This window comes from Brevundimonas guildfordensis (assembly GCF_014836405.1).
Lineage (GTDB): Bacteria > Pseudomonadota > Alphaproteobacteria > Caulobacterales > Caulobacteraceae > Brevundimonas > Brevundimonas guildfordensis.
Map to the genome: position 1 here is coordinate 1,431,021 of NZ_JACSQU010000001.1, position 17,776 is coordinate 1,448,796.

Here is a 17,776-nt window from a genome sequence, read left to right on the forward strand (position 1 = left end):
GGGCCGGGAATTACAGGTCCGGCTTTCGTCGGAGCCCGAAGGTCATGGCGAACATGATCAGGCAGACGCCGCTGGAGACGAGCAAGGCCAGCCCCGCCGAGCGATCCAGCACAACCCCGTAAAGCGCCGGAGCCGCCGCCTGGACGAACCGGGCGGGCGTCAGCACCAGGGCCTGTCGCGCGCCATAGTTCTCGCGCCCGAACAGATGCAGCGGCAGGACGCCCGAGGCCACCGCCAGCAGGCCGTTTCCCGCCCCCTGCCCCAAAGCCACGGCGCCCGCCGCCCCCTTGCCGCCGACGAAGGCGATCAGGGCGCCGAATGGATGCAGCAGGGTCGCCGTCCGCGCCGCTGCAACGGGCGAGCCCTTCCCCGGCGCCGCCAGGACGATCAGGCGCACGGCGACGGCCGCGCCCGCCATCAGTCCGGCGGCCAGAGCCGCCTCGGCCGCGCTCAGGCCCAGCCGATTCAGCAACCGCGGCAGATGGGCGCTCATGGCCGTCGCCACCCACCAGGCTCCGGCGAACAAGACGGCCAGTCGGATCATGGTCCCGTCCCACCGCACGCGCCCGGACGCAGGAGGCCTGCCCCCGGCGCGCCCGTCGGGCAGCACTGCCCAATAGAGGGGCAGGCACAGCAGCACATGCCCCCCCGCCCATACGAAGCAGGCGCCGCGCCAGCCCAGGGTCTCGATCATCAGCAAGGTCAGCGGCCAGCCCAACGCCCCGCCGAAGGCTCCCAGCAGGGAGACAGCGGTGATCGGCTTCTTCGCCGCCTCGCCATGCAGAGCCACCAGCACGGCGTAGGCCGGGCCGTACAGTCCCAACCCCATGCCTGCCCCCAGCATCAGCACGCCCGCGATCATGGCGACCGGCTCGCGCGCCAGCCCCAGCAGCGTCAGGGCCAGAGCGAAGATCACAGCCGCCGCCGACAGCACCTCGCGGCCGCCGCGCCGGTCGATCCAGCGACCGCCGAAGGGGCTGAGCGCCGCCGACACCAGAAAGGCGCCCGACAGGGCCGTGAACACCGCGCCCGGCGTCGTCCCCACGCCCGCCGCCAAGGGCTCGGCCAGCACGCCGAGCAGATAGTAGCTGGAGGCGAAGGAGACGATCATCCCCAGGCCCAGCACCGGAATGATCAGACGGGAAACGGCGGCGTGCGACATGGCGCGCTCTGTCAGCGGATTTGCCCGCGCGGCGAAAGCGACCTATCGAACGCGGGATGTTCGAAAACCTCACAACCGCAGGACCCCTGCCCTCGTTGAACGCCCTGCGCGCCTTCGAGGCGATGGCGCGCACGGGCAGCGCGACCCGCGCGGCGGCCGAGCTGAACGTCACCCACAGCGCCGTCAGCCGACAGGTCAAGACGCTGGAGGGGCAGTTGGGCCTGCGCCTGTTCGAGGGGCCGCGTCACGCCCTGACGCTGACGGAGGCAGGGCGGGGCCTCCTGCCTGGCCTGACCGCCGCCTTCGACCAGATCGCCGCCGCCGTGGCCGAGGCGCGAGGCGACGGGCGCGACCTGCATGTCGCCGCCAACGCCAGTCTGGCGGTCAAATGGCTGATCCCCCGGCTGGCGGACTTCAACCGCCTGCATCCCCAGGTGCGGGTGCATCTGGTCGAACTGGCGCCCCACGCCGTCAGCCGCCGAGGCGCCGATGTGCTGTTGCGGCTGCTGGACGCCTCGCGCATCGACAGTCTGGGCGCCCTTCGCGTCATTCCCAATGCGATCGGGCCGGTGATCGCGCCCGCCCTGGTCCGTCACGACGCCCGAGCGGATGTCCTGAGCGCGCCGCGTCTGGCTCCGCGCACCCATCTGTCCGCCTGGAAGGACTGGGCCCGCCTGACGGAGCGTCGCCTGCCCGATGCGGCCGAGCGCCCTGTCGCCCACCTGCATTTCGCGCTGGACGGCGCCCTGGCGGGCTGGGGCGCGGCGGTCCTGCCGTGGGCGCTGACGGCCGAGGCGGTGGCGGACGGGCGGCTGCTGGCGCCGTTCGGCTTCGCCCGCGACGACGGCGCCGTGGCGGCCATTCCCGGCGCAGGCGAGATGTCGAAGGGCCGCCGTCAGTTCCTGCGCTGGCTGGGCGATCAGGGGCGCGCCATGCCCGACGCCCCGGATGCAACCTGAAGCTTAGCTGAACACGTCTTTCATCCTTCACGGGGACGTGGTTCTCTATTAGGGCCAGATTGGCGCTCCCCGCGCCTTTGGAGTTCTGATGTTCATCCTTGTCGTCACCGCCGCCATGGCGCTGGCCCAGACCTCGGCGCAGGCTCAGACCTCGGCCCAGGCTCCGGCCCCAGCGCCCAGCGCCCGGCTCGTCTCCTATGACGAGGCGGTGCGTTGCGCCGGTTTGACACAGGCGGCGTCCGAACTGGAGGGCGGAGAGAGCCGCTATGGCCGTTCGCTCTATGACGCCGCCCTCTACTGGTCGCTGGCGGCCATGCAGGCGGCGACCGTCGCCGGACGCAATCCGACCGTGGCCGAAACGGAACAGACGCGCGCCCGCCTGGAGGCTGTGCGTCGCCTTTCCGCCGGGGAATCCGAGGCCCGCGCCTCATTGCAGCGCTGCCGCCAAAGGGCGCCGCGCCTGGACTGAGGCGGACGGCGACGTCGCGCAATTGAACCTCTCGCCGACGTCAGTCCGAGATTTTGTCCTCATAGCCAAGCCGAACCGTTCCAACGGCGCTGCGTTTGCTTGGTCGACGCTGGGATCATCCTCTTGATCCCGAAGCGGGACGATACAGGCGGCGATACGGGCGAATGTTCGAATTCGGCAGAGATCTCAGACGGCTGTTCGAGAAGGCGCGCGACAGCGACGACCTCGGCTGGCTTGAGCTGATCGGCGTGGGCCTGGTCGAGATCGAGGCTCGCCAGCAAGCTACCGACGCCGGGCGCGTCTCGTGCACGCGTCCGTTCGACGCAGCCCTGCGCGCCGCCGCGCTTTGGCGCGAGCACGCCCGTCGCTGCGGCGCGGCCTACAGTCTGGAGCGCGCTGAAAGCAGCGGCCGCGACGCCGCCAGGCACGCCGCCAACGGCGATCAGGCCGTGCGCGCCGCCCTCGACCTGGCCCAGAGCGCCATGCTGGCCTTCGACCTGCGCGGCGGGCCGGAACGGTTGACCGCCGCCCTTGACCTGTTGAGCGAGCTGCCCGCGGCGCGGCGGGTGGATACGGTGGCCGCCGCTGCAGCGCTGCACGCCCGCCTGCGCGCGCGGCTGGCGCTCCTTTCCGGTCGCCTGTCGGAGATGAACGAGGCCGCCAGCCTGCTGGAATCCGCCATCGCCAACCTGAAGGGCCCGCGCGCCCTCGAAGATGAAATACGCCTGGACCGCGCCGGGCTGGTGTTGGAGATCGGCCTCACCGCGCGCGACCCCAAGATGCTGGATCAGGCCGGGCGCGACCTGCGCGCCCTGGTCGAGGCCGCCGCGCCGGAACAGAGACCGCTGAGCCGCGCCCGCGCCCTGGCGCTTTGCGCGACCGGCATGGCGGCGCTGGCTGCGGTGGCCGACGCGCCGGCCGCCCGCGATCAGGCCCAGGCCATGTTCGACATCGCCGCCCAGTTGTTCACCCCCGATCACAGCCCTCTGGACTGGTCCGCCATCCAGGTGATGCGCGCCGAGCGCGAAACCCTGCCGTCCGTGGTGCTGATCCAGGCCGAGGCCCTGACCGAGGGCGGCGGCCTGATCCTGGGCGCCCTCGCGCATGAACAGCGCGTGGCCCAGGACACCGCTCGCGCCAGCGCTGGCGGCGACCTGAGCGGGTTGATGGATATTGAGACCAGCCTGAGGCGTCGCCTGGCGCGGCCTTCAGTCACGGCCACGCCGCTGGACTGGGCGGCCGAGCAGATCGGCCTGGCGCGCGTGGCCCTGACCCGGGCGCGTTGGACCGGCGAAACGCCGCGCGGCGTCGGCCTGATGTTGACCGAAGCAGCCCAGACGGCGCGCGAGTACGGCGCTCAGACGCTGGCCGAACGCGCCGAACGGCTGACCGCCAGCACCCAGTCCGCCTGAGCCGCAACCCCGCCCCGCATCGCCCCGGCCTTGACCCGGCCCCAAAGGGCGCCTAGCTCACGGGCTCCTCTAGAAGGGTTTCGACACAGTGACCGAACAAACCGCCGCCGCCGATCCCGTCCACGCCTTCATCGCCCAGGCGGTGGCTGAGCATGACGTGGTGCTCTTCATGAAGGGCACGCCGGATTCGCCGCGCTGCGGCTTCTCCTCGCTGGCCGTTCAGATCCTGGATCATGTCGGCGCCGCCTTCGTCGGCGTGGACGTGCTGCAGGATGAAGCCCTGCGCGAAGGCATCAAAGCCTTCACCGACTGGCCGACGATTCCTCAGCTCTATGTAAAGGGCGAATTCGTCGGCGGCTCGGACATCGTGCGCGAGATGTTCCAGTCGGGCGAGCTTCAGGCCCTGATGGCCGAGAAGGGCGTCGCCCTTGGTGAAGCGTAAGTTGGGCGAAGCCTGAGACCATGGCCCGGCCGCAGCTTCAGCCGCGTGAGGACCGCGAGGTCTTCGTCGTTCCGCTGGACGTGCGGCCGGAACACATCGACGAGAACAACCACGTCAACAACGTCGTCTATGTCGGCTGGCTGCAGGATGTCGGCACGGCGCACTGGAACGCGCGTTTCGACGAGGAAACGCGCGCCAAATGGGCCTGGCTGGCCCTGCGTCATGAGATCGACTACCTGCGCGCCATCGAACCGGGCGCGACCGGCGTAGTCGCCCGCACCTGGGTCGGCGACCCGCAAGGGCCGCGCTTCAACCGCTATGTCCGCATCGAGGACGCACAAGGTCGTCTGTGCGCGCAGGGTCTGTCCGAATGGTGCCTGGTCGACGCCAAGACCCTGCGCCCGGCCCGCATCCCGGCGGAGATGCTGGGACCGTTTCGGGCCTAGCGGCCGCCTGTCCCTAAAGGCTGATCGGGTTCAACACGCGCACGGGCTGGCCGCGCTCGAGGCCCAGTTCGGCGTAGGTCCAGCTGATCGTCACGCCTTCCGGCGCCAGCGCCTTGCACAGGTCCGGCGCGCGGCGCGCCAGCGTCAGTTCGGCGGGGTCGCCGTCCTGGATCTTGACCTCGAAGCTGGCGGTTTCGGTACAGCCGTTCGATCCGACGACGACGTTCAGCCGTTGGCCGTCGAAATCCACCCTACGGACGGCTTCCAGCGCCTCGACACGGGTCGCGCCCTGGTCCGTGACGATCGAGATCTTCTCGCCGCCCTCGTTCGAATAGATGACGCAGCCGCCCAGCAAGGGCAGCAGGGCGGCGGTCGCGAGAACACCAACCAGACGCATCAGTTCGTCTCAGCAGAGGCGGAGTGGATGACGCGCGTGGTCGGCTTTTCGGCAGCGATGACGATGCAGCCCGACAGCATGGGGGCTGCGACGGCGGCGACGGCGAGAGCGATGATGAAACGACGCATAGGATTTTTCCCGTGTTGATTGGCCTTGAGACTGCCAGCGTCACGGTTCCGGATCACGTGAATAATCGGAAAGGGTGGGCTTGAAACCAATCGCCACAGTCATAGCTACTGTGACCCCCTAATCTGGGTCCATTGAGAGTATCCTGCATGAGCCTGCTGTTCACGCCGCGCGCCGTCGGCCCCCTGACGCTGAGGAACCGGATCGTCATCGCGCCGATGTGTCAGTACTCCGCCGTCGACGGCGTGCCCCAGCCCTGGCATGTCCAGCACATCGGTCGCCTGGCGCTGTCGGGCGCGGGACTGGTCATCATCGAGGCCACGGGCGTCGAAGCGGCCGGCCGCATCTCCTGGGCCGACACCGGCCTGTGGAATGATGAACAGGAAGCCGCCTTCGCCCGGATCATTCGCGACATTCGGACCTACTCGGACACGCCGATCGGGGTGCAACTGGCTCACGCGGGCCGCAAGGCCTCGACCAATCCTCCGTGGATCGACAGAGGCGGCCCAGCCCCGTCCGACAAGGCGTGGGAGACGTTCTCCGCCTCGGCTCAGCCATACCGCGACGACTGGCATACGCCGACAGCCCTGGATCAGGCGGGCATGGATCGGGTGGTCGCCGCGTTCGTCGACGCCGCCACGCGCGCCGACCGCGCCGGGTTCGACCTGGTCGAGCTGCACGCCGCCCATGGCTATCTGCTGACCCAGTTCCTCTCGCCTCTGTCGAACGAACGGACCGACGAATTCGGCGGCCCACTCGAGAACCGGATGCGCTTCCCCCTGCGTGTCGCACAGGCCCTGCGTGACGCCTGGCCGCGCGCCAAGGCGCTGGGCGCCCGCTTCAACGGCTCGGACTGGACCGAGGGCGGGATCACTCCTGACGAGGCCGCAGTCTTCGGTCGCGCCTTGCACGACATGGGCTATGACTATCTGCACCTGACCAGCGGCGGCAACGTCGCCAGCGCCCGCATCCCGGGCGACCAGCCGGGCTATCAGGTTCCCTTCGCCGAGGCGGTGAAGGGGGCGGTCCCAGAAGCGAACGTCATGGCCGTTGGCCTGATCGTCGACCCGCACCAGGCCGAGGCCCTATTGGCGGAAGGCAAGGCTGATCTGGTCGCCGTCGCTCGCGCCGTGCTGGATGATCCCAACTGGGGCCATCACGCGGCGGTCGCCCTGGGGACCGCCGAGGGCCTGCCTGTCCAGTACGAACGGGCAGGCGCCGAGCACTGGCCGGGCTATGCCGCGGCGCGGTCGGCCTGATCTCCGACCGGCGGCGGCGTTTCGATCCTCGCGGCGCCGTTCGACAGGGCGTCCGCTTCGGGCTGAGGTCGGCCCAGCAGATAGCCCTGAACCTCATTGCACCCTTGAGCGCGCAAGAAGGCCAGTTGCTCTGCGGTTTCGACGCCTTCGGCTAGCACCGGGATGGAAAGGCTTTCACCGATAGTCAGGACCGCGCGGATGATGGCCCGCGACTGCGGCGTTCCCTCCAGCTCCAGCATGAACGAGCGATCCAGCTTGATCTTGTCGAAGGGGAAGGCCTTCAGCGTCGACAGCGAAGAATAGCCGGTCCCGAAATCGTCCATGGCGACGGTGACGCCCAAGGCCTTCAGCTGGCGCAGGACATGGGTGGTGCGCTCCATGTCGGTGATCATCGCCGTCTCGGTGATTTCGAGCTCCAGGCGCGACGGCGGCAGACCCGTCTCTACAAGGATCTGATGCACGAGGCGGGGCAGATCGACGTGGCTCAGTTGGACCGGTGACAGATTGACGGCGATGCGATGCGGCTCGGTCCAGGCGGCGGCCTGGCGGCAGGCCTGGCGCAGCACCCACTCGCCGATCGGCAGGATCAGGCCGGTTTCTTCGGCCACGGGTATGAAGTCGACGGGCGAGATATAGCGGCCCTCGTCGTTCTTCCAGCGAAGCAGGACTTCATAGCCGGTCGCCTTGCCCGTCTCGACCGAGGCCTGCACCTGATAGTGCAGCTCGAACTGGTCGCGCTCCAGAGCTTCGCGCAAGGCCTGGGTGACGCGGCGCCGCGCGCGGACGGCCTGGTCCATGTCCGCTTCGTAGAAGCAGATGTCCTGGGTCAGCGACGCCTTGGCCCGGTACATGGCCAGGTCCGCGTTGTTGATCAGGGCGGAGACATCCTCGGCATCCTCGGGCCACAGAGATACGCCGATGCTGGCTCCACAGGAAAGATCGGCGTGCTCAATGGTCACGGTCTCGATCACCGCCTGCCGCAGGCGCTCGGCGACCGCGCGCGCTTCATCGCGGCCAGCGACCGAGGCTAGAGCCAGGAACTCATCACCGCCCTGACGCGCGACAAACTCCCCTTCGTGCAGGGCCGCCTTCAAGCGTTCGGCGATTACGCACAGCAGGCGGTCGCCTACGGCGTGGCCGTACAGGTCGTTCACCTCCTTGAAGCGGTCCAGGTCCAGCGCGAACAGCGCCAGGGTTTCGCCGGCGGCCGCCGTCTGCTGCTGTCGGGTGAGGCGTTCAAGGAAGGAGGCGCGGTTCGGCAGACCCGTCAGGCTGTCGTTGCGGGCCAGGTGAGCGATGCGCCGCTCCTGGGCGAGACGCGCACGCAGGTCGCGCACCGCATAGATCATAGAGCGCCCGCTGGTCGTTTGATCCTGCCGGGCGGACAACTCGATCGGAATGTCTTCTACGCCCGAGCGCAGAACGGTCTGAGCCACCGCCCCGTCCGCCAGACGGCCTGCGTCCTCGACCCATTGGCTCAGGCTCGCCCCGATCAAGACGTCGCGCTCGACGCCGAGCAGGGCAGTGAGGACCTCATTGGCGGCGATGATCACACCGTCGCGTTCGATCGCCATGCCGTCGACGCCGCTCTCGATCAGATACTGCTGCCGTTCGCTGTGAAGGGCGTGCGATTGGCGGTCGAGAACGTGACTGGCGGCCCCCGCCCCCAGCACCAGCAAGCCGACGCCGGCGACGCCCAGCGCCAGCACGTGCTGGGCGGCCTCGCCGGTCAACACGCCGTCGCTCGCGGCGAAAGGAATGACCGTCATGGCCGCCATCGCCGTGAAGTGCAGGCAGACGATGCCCAGGACCATGGCGGCGGCGCCCTTCAGGCGCGCAAAACGGTCCTGCGTGCGGGCGCTCAGTTGGAAGGCTGCGGCGCCGAAGACGACCGAACCAATCAGGGCGACGGCCACATAGGCGTAGGACCAGTGCACCACGGCCTCGACCGCCATGGCGGCCATGCCGACGAAGTGCATCGCCGCGACCGCCAGTCCGAAGACGGCGCCGCCGGCCGCCGGCGCGAAGCGGCCGCGCATCGTCGCGCCCCCCAGCGCCAGTCCCGCACCGACAATGGCGATGGCCAGGGAGACGCCCGTCAGCAGAGGCTCATAGGCCACGTCGACGCCGGGTCGATAGGCGATCATGGCGACGAAGTGGGTGCACCAGATGGTGGCGCCGCCAGCCAGCGCGCCCAGAAACACCCACGATGCAAGCGAAACGCCGCGCTCTTCGCGAACGCGACGCAGCAGTCCGGCGGTGATCCAGCTACCGATCAGGCAGATGAAAGCCGCCAGGGCCACCAAACCGAAATGGTGATCTTCGGTCAGACACGAAAGCACGCGCATACTAGGGAGACGCCAAACATAGGGAAAAGGTCGCCCGTTCTATGATTTGAGGTCTTAAACGCGTCTGTTCGAGCGTGGCTAACGAAGCCTGAAGATCGGGCCGCTTGAGCCCTACTGCGCTGCGCCTGCGTCGTCGTTCAAAAGATAAGGGTTGTTGACGACGACATTGGCGCCCGGCGGCAGGCCCAGTTCCTCGAAGGTCCACTGCAACTGGACGCCGTCTCGGACCGGGCGGGTGCAACGATCCTCATCCAGGCGGCGCAGAGTGATGACCGCTGCGTCCTTCAGCTGCGTGATGAAGGGCCGTACGTCAGCCTTGTCAGTGCAGCCGTTGGAGCTGACGCGGAACACGGCGAGGTCGCGCGTGAAGGCGACAGCGTGGATCGGCTCTAACTGACCTGGCATGCCTTCGGTCCGCACCAGCTCGCCCGGCGCATGAGCGCAGGCGGCAAGGCCGGCCGCGAGAACCAGACCAAAGAAAGACCTTTTCATGTTCGGCCTCCCTCGGCGCGCCGCTGATGATTATCCATTATGCGCCGAACCGGCCCGAAAGTGAACCGGCAAGGCCGCAATATAGACAAAGAAAGGCCCCGGCGACGCCGGGGCCTTTCCAACAACCTTGGCAGGTCTGTCGAACTTACGAGGAGTAGTATTCGACGACCAGGTTCGGCTCCATCTTCACCGGGTACGGCACGTCGGACAGTTCCGGCACGCGGCCGTAACGGACCGAGAAACCGCGATCGCCCAGTTCCAGATAGTCAGGCAGGTCACGCTCGGCCGACTGCTGGGCTTCCAGCACCAGAGCCATGTTGCGCGACTTTTCCTTGACCTCGATCACGTCGCCGACCTTCACGCGGTAAGAGCCGATGTCGACCTTCTTGCCGTTGACGGTGACGTGGCCGTGCGAGACGAACTGACGGGCGGCCCAGACGGTCGGCACGAACTTGGCGCGGTAGACGACGGCGTCCAGACGCGATTCCAGCAGACCGATCAGGTTTTCCGAGGTGTTGCCCTTGCGGCGGGCGGCTTCGGCATAGGTCGCCGCGAATTGCTTCTCGGTGATGTTGCCGTAGTAGCCCTTCAGCTTCTGCTTGGCCTTCAGCTGCAGACCAAAGTCAGAGACCTTGGACTTGCGGCGCTGACCGTGCTGGCCGGGACCGTAGGAGCGCTTGTTGACAGGAGACTTGGCGCGACCCCACAGGTTTTCACCCATGGCCCGGTCGAGCTTGTACTTGGCGCTGTGGCGCTTGGACATATGTCACTCTTCATCATGATGCGGCCCGGCCCCTCCCCGATTGGAGCGGCGATCTCAACGGCGGTCCACGCATCGTCCGTAATAGACATCGCGCCTCGGGACGAGCCCGATGCGAGAAGGGCGGGCTTATGAAGGCCCGCCCCCCCGGAGTCAAGTTATCCGACGGCTCAGCCCTTGGCGGCTTCGTACAGTTCATTGACCTTGTTCCAGTTCACCACCGACCAGAAGGCCTTGAGGTAGTCGACCCGGCGGTTCTGATACTTGAGGTAGTAGGCGTGCTCCCACACGTCGGCGGCCAGCAGGACGGCGCCCTTCTCATCCGCCAGATCCATCAGCGGGTTGTCCTGGTTAGGGGTCGAGGTGACCTTCAGCTTGCCGTCCTGCAGGATCAGCCAGGCCCAGCCCGAGCCGAACTGGCCGGCGCCGGCGGCGTCGAAGTCCGCCTTGAACTTGTCCATGCCGCCCAGCTCGGCGTCGATCTTGGCGGCCAACTCGGCCGAGGGCTCGCCCGTCTGACCTTGCGGCGCCAGCAGTTCCCAGAACAGGCTGTGGTTCCAGTGGCCGCCGCCGTTGTTGCGGACCGCCTTGGGCAGCTTCGACATTCCGGCGAACAGCTCTTCCAACGACTTGCCTTGCAGCGAGGCGTCGGCGTCGATCGCCTTGTTCAGGTTGTCGACATAGGTCTGGTGGTGCTTGTCGTGGTGGAAGGTCATCGTCTCCTTGTCGATGGCCGGCTCCAGCGCGTCATAGGCGTAGGGCAGCGGGGGCAGGGTGAAGGCCATGGGAGACTCCTCTTTACGGCGTTTGATTCCTCTGGACCCTATCTAGGGCCGCGCGCGACATACCCAAGCACTGAACGTCGCCTTTGTTCATAATTTCACGTCAAAGCCGATTTTCGGAACCGAAAACGGGCAAAAGCGGTTTGCCGAAAGCCCCAGACCGCCATTCCGGTCGCTTTTCAGGACGGTGCGCCATGCCTCGTCGTCCTCCCGACGCCTTCTTTTCGGACGCTGAAGCGGAAAGCCTGCGCCTGCAGTTGCTGGAGGCGATTCCGCGCCTTCGCCGTCACCAATTGCTTGATCTCGCCGACACCCTGCACGAAGCGGCGCGAGAGCGGCGCTGGTCGCCGGAACAGCGCCTCGACTTAAGAGCCTGACAGCACGCTCTTAAGCCGCGTGTAGTTCCTGCTTCACGCGCTCGGCCAGTGTCTTGATGTCCAGGGGCTTGGGCAGGAAGGACACCCCGACCTCGTCCTGAAGCAGGTCCGAGAAATCACTCTCGGCATAGCCGGAGATGAACATGACGGGCGCGTCGCCAAGGAACGGCCGCGCCTTCCGCAGCAGCGACGGCCCGTCCAGCCCCGGCATGATGACGTCCGAGATCAGCATGTCGATCTGGCCGGCCCATTCCTCGGCCAGGATGAGAGCCTCCTCGCCGTCGGCGGCCTCGATCACCTCATAGCCGCGCTGGCGCAGCAGGCGGGCGGCGATGCCGCGCACAGCCGCCTCGTCCTCGACAAACAGAATGCGGCCGGCGCCCGACAGGTCGCGCGGCGCCTTGACGACCTTCTCAACCACGGGGGTCTCGACCAGCTCCTCGGCCGAGGCGGCGGGCAGGAAGATGCGGAAGGCCGCGCCGGCATTCTCAAGATTGGCGACAGTGATGTGGCCCCCCGCCTGCTGGGCGATGCCGTAGACGGTGGCCAGGCCCATGCCCGTCCCCTCGTTCACCGCCTTGGTGGTGAAGAAGGGCTCGAAGATCTTGTCCAACAGGGTCGGCGGCACGCCGGGGCCGGTGTCCGACACCTCGATGAAGGCCACCTCGTCCGTCGCCTCGCGCCAGCCCAGGTCGCGGGCCTGCGCGCCCGTCAGGCGCCGCGTCTTGATGGTGACGACCCCCGCGCCCGGCTCGACCACGCCGCGCATGGCGTCGCGGGCGTTGACGGCCAGGTTCATCACCGCCGTCTCCAGCTGGCTCTTGTCGGCTAGCACCAGCGGCAGGTCGCGGCCGTAGTCGGTCTCCAGCCGCACGTCCTCGCGCAACAGGCGGCGCAGCAGCACGGCGAACTCGCCGACCAGTTCGCCCAGGTCCAGCCGCTCGCGCCGCACCGTCGACTTGCGCGAGAAGGCCAGGAGCTTGCGCACCAGATCCGCGGCGCGGATGGCCGTCTGGCGGATTTCGTTCAGCCCTTCGTAGGAGGGATCGCCGACCGGGTGGCGCTCCAGCAGGCCGCTGAGTTGCAGCTGGATCGCCGTCAGCAGGTTGTTGAAGTCGTGCGCCACCCCGCCCGCCAGCTGGCCGACAGCCTGCATCTTCTGGGCCTGGGAGAGTTGCAGCTCCATCGACTTCTGCGCCGCCACGTCGAACAGCCAGACGCGGCGTCTGTCGCCTTCAGGAGCGACATAGAGGTGCAGCTGGCGGTCCGGGTGGGCGCGAGCGATCAGCTCGATCGGGCCGGACGATCCGGCCTCCAGCTTGGCCTTGGCCTCGGCCACGCCCGCCGGATCGAACAGGTGGCCGAAGGCGGCGTCGCCGGAGGCCGCCGGGCCGGTCAGCAGGGCCAAGGCGGCGTTCGGCTCCTCGACCCGGCCGGCAAACAGGTCTTCGCCGCCGATCACGGCCGAGCCGAAAGGCGCCCCGGCCGCCATGGCGCGGGCCTCGCCGGTCGGGGCGGCCGGCTGCGGCGCCACGGGCGCGCTGGGGGCGAGCGGCAGGACGGCGTCGGGCGCGGCGCGCACCAGGAAGCGCCCCTGCCCCGCCTGGCCTATCAGCACCTCTTTCTCTCGCGGGCCGATCTGAACGATGGCGCGCCCCTGCTGACCCTCACGCGCCTGTGCGAAGGCCATGTAAAGGGCCTGGGCCGACTTGCCGCCTCCCTTACCGGACCTGGGGAGCGTGGTGACGGTTCCGTTCTCCTCGGCCCAGGCGGCGTTGTACGCCAGCACTTGTCCCGACGGCCAAACCAAGGCGGCGGGCTCGGCCAGGGCGTCCAGCATCTCGACCGCCGTATCGCCATTGGCGCGCCGCACCTCGGCCCGGCCGAAAGCGAACAGCCAGATCAGGGCCGTAGCGCCGGCCGCGAAGATCAGCATCAGACCCGGCGCGCTGAAGGCGTTGGTTCGAAACGCCGGATAGGCGATGGCGGCGACCGCCAGGGTGAAGCCCACGGCCATGATCACCAGCAGGGGATCAAACGTCGGACGGCGCGTCGCCTTCGCCTTCAACCTGTCTTGGGGTCGGGAAATGATCATGGCGTCTCGCCCGCGCGAATCAGGGTTCGTCAGCATACCGAAGCTCTTTCGCCGGCCCTAACGCGCTGGCGGCTCATCGCCGTTTCCGCTGTTGCATGACGAAGCCGATGACCTTGGCCGCCGCCTCGAAATGTTCGCGCGGGATGATGTCGTCCACCTCCACCGCGGCATACAGGGCCCGGGCCAGAGGCACGTTCTCGACGATCGGCACCTGGTGCTCCTTGGCCACCTCGCGGATGCGCAAGGCCAGGGCGTCGACGCCCTTGGCGACGCAGACAGGCGCGCCGTCGCCCTGATCCGGCTCGTAGCGCAGGGCCACCGAATAGTGGGTCGGGTTGGTGATGATCACCGTGGCGTCCGGCACGGCCTGCATCATGCGCTGGCGGCCGCGCTGCATGCGGATTTGGCGCAGCTTGGCCTTGACGTGAGGATCGCCGTCGGACTGTTTGAACTCGTCCTTCATCTCCTCCTTGGTCATCCGCATCCGCTTGGCGAAGCGCATGCGCTGCCACAGATAGTCGGCGCCCGCCGTCAGCCCCAGGAACACCAGGGCCGACATCATCAGCGCCAGCGCCAGGTCCCGCGCGAACGGCAGGATGTAGGCCGGGCTCATGGCAGCCAGCTGCTCGAGCTCGCGCACGTGCGGCTTCAGCACCCAGAAGCATACGGCGCCGATGGCGACCAGCTTGATGAAGGTCTTGAGGAACTGCACTACGCCGTCCGGGCCGTAGATGCGTTTGAACCCCTCCAGGGGGTTCACCTTCGACCATTTCGGCTTGACCTTCTCGACGGTGAAGATGAGGCCGGACTGGGCCAGATTGCCGCCCGCCCCGCCCAGAATGACCGCGAACATCAAGGCCGCCAAAAAGGGCGCCGCGGCCCACACGGCCTGCATGGCGATCTCCACGCCGGCTCCCGCCTCCAATCCGCCGATCATCGCGTGCGGCTGAGCAAGGAAAGGGGTCAAGGCCTCGGCGATCCGGGTGGAGAACCAGCCGCCGCCCGCCAGCAACACGCCCGCTGCCCCCGCCAGAGACAGCGCCGCCGCAACGTCCGGCGACTTGGCGACGTCCCCCTTCTTGCGCGCCTGTTCGAGTTTTCGCGGGGTGGCTTCTTCTGTTTTCGACTCGGGATCGGGACCGTCAGCCAACGGCGCCTCCCGTGAAGAAGGCCGCCACCGAGCGGTAGCGGTCGATGAAGACGGTCCCCAGCACGCCCAGGCTGAGCGTGAACACCGACAGACCGAGGATGACGCTCAACGGCGCGGCGGCGAAATAGACCTGAAAGCTGGGCATCACCCGCGCCACCAGGCCGGAGGCCAGATTGAAGATCAGGGCGAACACCAGGACCGGCGCCGCCAGCTGCACCCCCAGCATGAAGCTCTGGCTCAAGGTGCGGATCGCCAACTGGGTGAAATCGCCGACGATCAGAGGCTTCGCCGGCGCGATCGCTTCATAGGATCCGACCATGCCGCCGATGAACAGGTGGTGGGTATTCGTCGCGAACACCAGCGTCACGCCCAAAAGCATCAGAAAGGCCGACAGGGTGGTGCCCGGCTGGGCCTGCATCGGGTTTGCCGTCTGGGAGAAGCCGAGAGTGGTCTGCAGCGAGACGATCTCGCCCGCCGTAGTCATCGCGGTCATGAAGCTGCGCAGGATCGCTCCAATGGCCAGGCCGGTCAGCACCTCTCGGATAACCCAGCCGACGGTCGCGCCCAGAGTGGCGGGCAGAGCCGGCAGGCTGCCGGCCACAATCGGCCACAGGGCCAGCGACAGCACGAGGGCGAGCGACAGACGAACGCGCGGTGGAACGTAGGATTCGCCGAAGCCCGGCAGCAGCATCAGGATCGCCCCGATGCGGGCGAAGATCAGCCCCCCGGTCCAGACCTGTTCCGCCGTCGCATAGGGATCCACGCGCCCGCTCGCCCTACATTCCCGCGATGCGGGCGGCGATGTCCTTCATGAACCCGCCCAAAAGCGCGCCCATCAGCGGCAAGAACAGCAGCAGGGAAACGAAGACGGCCACGATCTTGGGCGCATAGACCAGGGTCTGTTCCTGGATCTGCGTCAGGGCCTGGAACAGACCGATGGACACGCCGACGGCCAGAGCCACGGTCAGAACCGGCAGGCACAGCTGGATCGTCAGCCACAGGGCGTCGCGCCCGATATCCAAAACTTCCGCGCCGTTCATCGCCAATCCCCAGGGCCCGCCGAACCAGAGGCGGGACAGTGGGCAGAAAATGCCGACAGGATGGTTAACGTCGCGCTAACCGTTTCGACAAAACGGCTGTTGCGCTGGCCTCTGGCCTTCGGCGGCGGCTCGGGGCTATGAAGCGCCCATGACCGATCACGCCCATACCCCGCCCGTCTCGCAGGAAGAAGCCGAAGCCGCCGTCCGCACCCTGATCCGCTGGGCCGGCGACAATCCCGCGCGCGAAGGCCTGATCGAAACGCCCAAGCGCGTCGCCAAATCCTATCGCGAGCTGTTTCAGGGCTATGAGGTCGAGCCGCGCGACTATCTGGAAAAGACCTTCGAGGAAGTTGGCGGTTATGACGAGCTGATCGTCCTGAAAGACATCCGCTTCGTCAGCTTCTGCGAACACCATATGCTGCCGGTCGTGGGCAAGGCGCACGTCGGCTATCTGCCGACCGACCGGGTCGTGGGCATCTCCAAGCTGGCGCGCGTCGTCCGCGGCTACGCCCGCCGCCTGCAGATCCAGGAAAAAATGACGTCGGAGATCGCCAACGCCATCCAGGAAGTGTTGCGCCCCGTCGGCGTCGGCGTCGTCATCGAGGCCGAGCACAGCTGCATGACCATGCGCGGCGTCGATGTCCCGGGCGCCAGCCTGTCGACCAGCTGCCTGCTGGGCGCGGTCCGTGAAGACCCGCGCACGCGGGAAGAATTCCTGCGGCTGGTGCGGGGCTAAAATCGGCTCAGCGCCGTGCAGAGGCCAACGCCGCTTCAGCCGCCTCCAAAACTGGATCCCGCCCCGCCTGGATCAGAGCCAGTGTCGGCGCGGCGTGAACGTCGGGCTCGACCCCTGCGCCTTCTATGCGTCGACCTGCAGGATCATACAGGTCGTAGACCGGAACCTGAAGACTGCCGCCGTCGGGCAACCGAAAAGCACGCGACGTAAGAGCTGCTCCGGCGCTGCCGCGCCCAACCAGCACGGCCCGTCCATGATGTCGTAAGGCGCTGGCCGCAACCTCAGCCGCGCTCGCAGAACGAGGACTGATCAAAAGCAGCAAAGGGCCCGTGTAGGCTTCGGCCCCACGTTGGGTGAACAGCATGGTCCGGCGACCGTTGACGATACGCGACCCAATCAAGGAACGAGCCGGCAGAAGCGCGCCCAGCAGCCGCTCATTCTCAGTTACGGCGCCGCCGCTGTTGTTGCGAAGATCAAGAATGACCCCCTCCGGCGGCGCCTTCTTCAACTGCGAGAGGACCCAGTCGATCTGCGGCTTCTCAAAGGCGTCGAAGCGCAACGAAAGGGCGCCGCTTGGCAGGAAGCGCCGTTCATAGGGCATGCGCGGCGGCGGCGGTCGACGATGGTCAAGGGTCAAGCTCCGCAGCTCTCCAGACGCCTGGCGGAACCAGTAGCGGCGCTCGTAGCGGCCGGCCCCCGGTGTTATCTGGTCGACGCGCCAGCCGATCTCGACTCCCGCGCGTTCAGCCGCCCCGCCCTTGATCAAATCAATCACCTCGCCACTAGCGAGGGACACCCCGATGTCACGCAACATGTCGCCATCCGAGACATTTCCCGGCGCGATGAAGATACGCGGGCGCCCAGCAGAGGCGCTCGACTGAAGTTGCGGCCAATTCCGCTCATATCCTACGGGCGGCGATGCGCCGACATGGGATTCGCCCGTCGCGTTCAACATCGGCGCCAGCACTTGATAATAGAGCCCCGCAGTGTCCGACGCCTGAAGGGCCAACGGCAGGTGACGCGCCCGAGCAGATCGCCAGGCGGCGCGGCGGGAAGCCCTTTCAAAATGCCTTTGGTTCAGCTGCGTCCATACCCGATCGAACACGGCGCGATTGTAAGCTTTCTGTTCGGCAACCGTTCGCGGCTGCCGCCAAGGCATAGGTTCCGCCGTACGCCAAGCCGCAGCCAGAAAAGCCGACAAGGTCACCGCTCCCAACGCACGAGCCAAGCTCGCCCATTTAATGATCATCATGCCCCTCACCCGACGCAACAGTGGCTGACGAACACGGGTCCCTCAAGGCCACCATGCGGCCCCTTTCCTGCA

At 67.5% G+C, this 17,776-nt stretch carries 20 protein-coding genes; 8 read left to right on the forward strand and 12 right to left on the reverse strand.

Annotated features, from left to right (window positions below):
• Nucleotides 1-10 precede the first annotated feature (10 nt).
• Nucleotides 11-1,162 carry an MFS transporter gene (locus tag H9656_RS06970; protein WP_191743443.1) on the reverse strand — a complete coding sequence of 384 codons (1,152 nt, stop codon included), beginning with the start codon at nucleotides 1,160-1,162 and terminating at the stop codon, nucleotides 11-13.
• 95 nt (nucleotides 1,163-1,257) lie between these two features.
• Between H9656_RS06970 and H9656_RS06975 the strand changes: the two genes are divergently transcribed.
• The 5 genes from H9656_RS06975 (at nucleotide 1,258) to H9656_RS06995 (ending at nucleotide 4,890) form a co-directional block, all read left to right on the forward strand.
• Entirely contained in the window at nucleotides 1,258-2,121 is an 864-nt protein-coding gene (locus H9656_RS06975; protein WP_318240603.1) for a LysR family transcriptional regulator, read from the forward strand.
• 88 nt (nucleotides 2,122-2,209) lie between these two features.
• A complete protein-coding gene (locus H9656_RS06980; RefSeq protein WP_191743445.1) occupies nucleotides 2,210-2,590 on the forward strand; it encodes a hypothetical protein in 381 nt (126 codons plus the stop codon).
• 164 nt (nucleotides 2,591-2,754) lie between these two features.
• Nucleotides 2,755-4,002 carry a hypothetical protein gene (locus tag H9656_RS06985; RefSeq protein WP_191743446.1) on the forward strand — a complete coding sequence of 416 codons (1,248 nt, stop codon included), beginning with the start codon at nucleotides 2,755-2,757 and terminating at the stop codon, nucleotides 4,000-4,002.
• 88 nt (nucleotides 4,003-4,090) lie between these two features.
• Nucleotides 4,091-4,444, forward strand: coding sequence for a Grx4 family monothiol glutaredoxin (gene grxD / locus H9656_RS06990; RefSeq protein WP_191743447.1), 354 nt, complete (start codon nucleotides 4,091-4,093; stop codon nucleotides 4,442-4,444).
• A 20-nt stretch (nucleotides 4,445-4,464) separates the two neighbouring features.
• Nucleotides 4,465-4,890: a thioesterase family protein gene (locus tag H9656_RS06995; RefSeq protein WP_191743448.1), complete on the forward strand. Its 426-nt coding sequence runs from the start codon at nucleotides 4,465-4,467 to the stop codon at nucleotides 4,888-4,890.
• Nucleotides 4,891-4,903: 13 nt separating this feature from the next.
• On the opposite strand, the gene H9656_RS07000 is transcribed toward H9656_RS06995, so the two are convergent.
• Nucleotides 4,904-5,287, reverse strand: a complete 384-nt coding sequence (locus H9656_RS07000; RefSeq protein ID WP_191743449.1) for a hypothetical protein — start codon at nucleotides 5,285-5,287, stop codon at nucleotides 4,904-4,906.
• Entirely contained in the window at nucleotides 5,287-5,415 is a 129-nt protein-coding gene (locus tag H9656_RS14210) for a hypothetical protein (RefSeq protein WP_263598608.1), read from the reverse strand. Before H9656_RS14210 ends, H9656_RS07000 begins: the two co-directional genes overlap by 1 nt.
• A 147-nt stretch (nucleotides 5,416-5,562) precedes the next feature.
• Between H9656_RS14210 and H9656_RS07005 the strand changes: the two genes are divergently transcribed.
• Entirely contained in the window at nucleotides 5,563-6,672 is a 1,110-nt protein-coding gene (locus H9656_RS07005; RefSeq protein ID WP_191743450.1) for an NADH:flavin oxidoreductase/NADH oxidase, read from the forward strand.
• On the opposite strand, the gene H9656_RS07010 is transcribed toward H9656_RS07005, so the two are convergent.
• The 4 genes from H9656_RS07010 to H9656_RS07025 form a co-directional block, all read right to left on the reverse strand.
• A complete protein-coding gene (locus H9656_RS07010; protein ID WP_191743451.1) occupies nucleotides 6,648-9,020 on the reverse strand; it encodes a bifunctional diguanylate cyclase/phosphodiesterase in 2,373 nt (790 codons plus the stop codon). The genes H9656_RS07005 and H9656_RS07010 overlap by 25 nt on opposite strands.
• Nucleotides 9,021-9,131: 111 nt before the next feature.
• Nucleotides 9,132-9,512, reverse strand: a complete 381-nt coding sequence (locus H9656_RS07015) for a lipoprotein (protein WP_191743452.1) — start codon at nucleotides 9,510-9,512, stop codon at nucleotides 9,132-9,134.
• 145 nt (nucleotides 9,513-9,657) lie between these two features.
• Nucleotides 9,658-10,275: a 30S ribosomal protein S4 gene (rpsD, locus tag H9656_RS07020; RefSeq protein ID WP_191743453.1), complete on the reverse strand. Its 618-nt coding sequence runs from the start codon at nucleotides 10,273-10,275 to the stop codon at nucleotides 9,658-9,660.
• Between the two features lie 167 nt (nucleotides 10,276-10,442).
• The gene (locus tag H9656_RS07025) at nucleotides 10,443-11,057 is read right to left on the reverse strand and encodes a superoxide dismutase (RefSeq protein WP_191743454.1); all 615 of its coding nucleotides are present in this window, start codon (nucleotides 11,055-11,057) and stop codon (nucleotides 10,443-10,445) included.
• Nucleotides 11,058-11,248: 191 nt separating this feature from the next.
• Here H9656_RS07025 and H9656_RS07030 point away from each other — a divergent pair, with 191 nt between their 5' ends.
• Nucleotides 11,249-11,431, forward strand: a complete 183-nt coding sequence (locus H9656_RS07030) for a hypothetical protein (protein ID WP_191743455.1) — start codon at nucleotides 11,249-11,251, stop codon at nucleotides 11,429-11,431.
• Between the two features lie 10 nt (nucleotides 11,432-11,441).
• On the opposite strand, the gene cckA is transcribed toward H9656_RS07030, so the two are convergent.
• The 4 genes from cckA to fliQ all read right to left on the reverse strand — a co-directional run bounded on the left by cckA (nucleotide 11,442) and on the right by fliQ (nucleotide 15,716).
• Nucleotides 11,442-13,526, reverse strand: coding sequence for a cell cycle histidine kinase CckA (cckA, locus tag H9656_RS07035; RefSeq protein WP_225212256.1), 2,085 nt, complete (start codon nucleotides 13,524-13,526; stop codon nucleotides 11,442-11,444).
• A gap of 73 nt (nucleotides 13,527-13,599) precedes the next feature.
• Nucleotides 13,600-14,676 carry a flagellar biosynthesis protein FlhB gene (flhB, locus tag H9656_RS07040; RefSeq protein ID WP_191743456.1) on the reverse strand — a complete coding sequence of 359 codons (1,077 nt, stop codon included), beginning with the start codon at nucleotides 14,674-14,676 and terminating at the stop codon, nucleotides 13,600-13,602.
• Nucleotides 14,669-15,439 (reverse strand): flagellar biosynthetic protein FliR, encoded by a 771-nt coding sequence (fliR, locus tag H9656_RS07045; protein WP_191743457.1) that lies wholly within the window; start codon nucleotides 15,437-15,439, stop codon nucleotides 14,669-14,671. The genes flhB and fliR overlap by 8 nt, the downstream gene beginning before the upstream one ends.
• A gap of 13 nt (nucleotides 15,440-15,452) precedes the next feature.
• Nucleotides 15,453-15,716 (reverse strand): flagellar biosynthesis protein FliQ, encoded by a 264-nt coding sequence (fliQ, locus tag H9656_RS07050; RefSeq protein ID WP_191743458.1) that lies wholly within the window; start codon nucleotides 15,714-15,716, stop codon nucleotides 15,453-15,455.
• Between the two features lie 148 nt (nucleotides 15,717-15,864).
• On the opposite strand from fliQ, the gene folE reads away from it, so the two are divergent.
• Nucleotides 15,865-16,452: a GTP cyclohydrolase I FolE gene (gene folE / locus H9656_RS07055; protein ID WP_191743459.1), complete on the forward strand. Its 588-nt coding sequence runs from the start codon at nucleotides 15,865-15,867 to the stop codon at nucleotides 16,450-16,452.
• Nucleotides 16,453-16,459: 7 nt separating this feature from the next.
• Here folE and H9656_RS07060 read toward each other — a convergent pair whose 3' ends face one another.
• The gene (locus H9656_RS07060; RefSeq protein ID WP_191743460.1) at nucleotides 16,460-17,704 is read right to left on the reverse strand and encodes a S41 family peptidase; all 1,245 of its coding nucleotides are present in this window, start codon (nucleotides 17,702-17,704) and stop codon (nucleotides 16,460-16,462) included.
• Nucleotides 17,705-17,776: the final 72 nt, after the last annotated feature.

Coding starts and splice junctions, on each gene's coding strand:
- rpsD (WP_191743453.1), bottom strand. CDS start 10,275: ATGTCCAAGCGCCACAGCGCCAAGTACAAGCTCGACCGGGCCATGGGT.
- fliQ (WP_191743458.1), bottom strand. CDS start 15,716: ATGAACGGCGCGGAAGTTTTGGATATCGGGCGCGACGCCCTGTGGCTG.
- H9656_RS07000 (WP_191743449.1), bottom strand. CDS start 5,287: ATGCGTCTGGTTGGTGTTCTCGCGACCGCCGCCCTGCTGCCCTTGCTG.
- cckA (WP_225212256.1), bottom strand. CDS start 13,526: ATGATCATTTCCCGACCCCAAGACAGGTTGAAGGCGAAGGCGACGCGC.
- H9656_RS07015 (WP_191743452.1), bottom strand. CDS start 9,512: ATGAAAAGGTCTTTCTTTGGTCTGGTTCTCGCGGCCGGCCTTGCCGCC.
- H9656_RS07010 (WP_191743451.1), bottom strand. CDS start 9,020: ATGCGCGTGCTTTCGTGTCTGACCGAAGATCACCATTTCGGTTTGGTG.
- H9656_RS14210 (WP_263598608.1), bottom strand. CDS start 5,415: ATGCGTCGTTTCATCATCGCTCTCGCCGTCGCCGCCGTCGCAGCCCCC.
- H9656_RS06995 (WP_191743448.1), top strand. CDS start 4,465: ATGGCCCGGCCGCAGCTTCAGCCGCGTGAGGACCGCGAGGTCTTCGTC.
- H9656_RS07060 (WP_191743460.1), bottom strand. CDS start 17,704: ATGATGATCATTAAATGGGCGAGCTTGGCTCGTGCGTTGGGAGCGGTG.
- folE (WP_191743459.1), top strand. CDS start 15,865: ATGACCGATCACGCCCATACCCCGCCCGTCTCGCAGGAAGAAGCCGAA.
- H9656_RS06985 (WP_191743446.1), top strand. CDS start 2,755: ATGTTCGAATTCGGCAGAGATCTCAGACGGCTGTTCGAGAAGGCGCGC.
- H9656_RS06970 (WP_191743443.1), bottom strand. CDS start 1,162: ATGTCGCACGCCGCCGTTTCCCGTCTGATCATTCCGGTGCTGGGCCTG.
- H9656_RS07030 (WP_191743455.1), top strand. CDS start 11,249: ATGCCTCGTCGTCCTCCCGACGCCTTCTTTTCGGACGCTGAAGCGGAA.
- H9656_RS07025 (WP_191743454.1), bottom strand. CDS start 11,057: ATGGCCTTCACCCTGCCCCCGCTGCCCTACGCCTATGACGCGCTGGAG.
- H9656_RS06980 (WP_191743445.1), top strand. CDS start 2,210: ATGTTCATCCTTGTCGTCACCGCCGCCATGGCGCTGGCCCAGACCTCG.
- H9656_RS07005 (WP_191743450.1), top strand. CDS start 5,563: ATGAGCCTGCTGTTCACGCCGCGCGCCGTCGGCCCCCTGACGCTGAGG.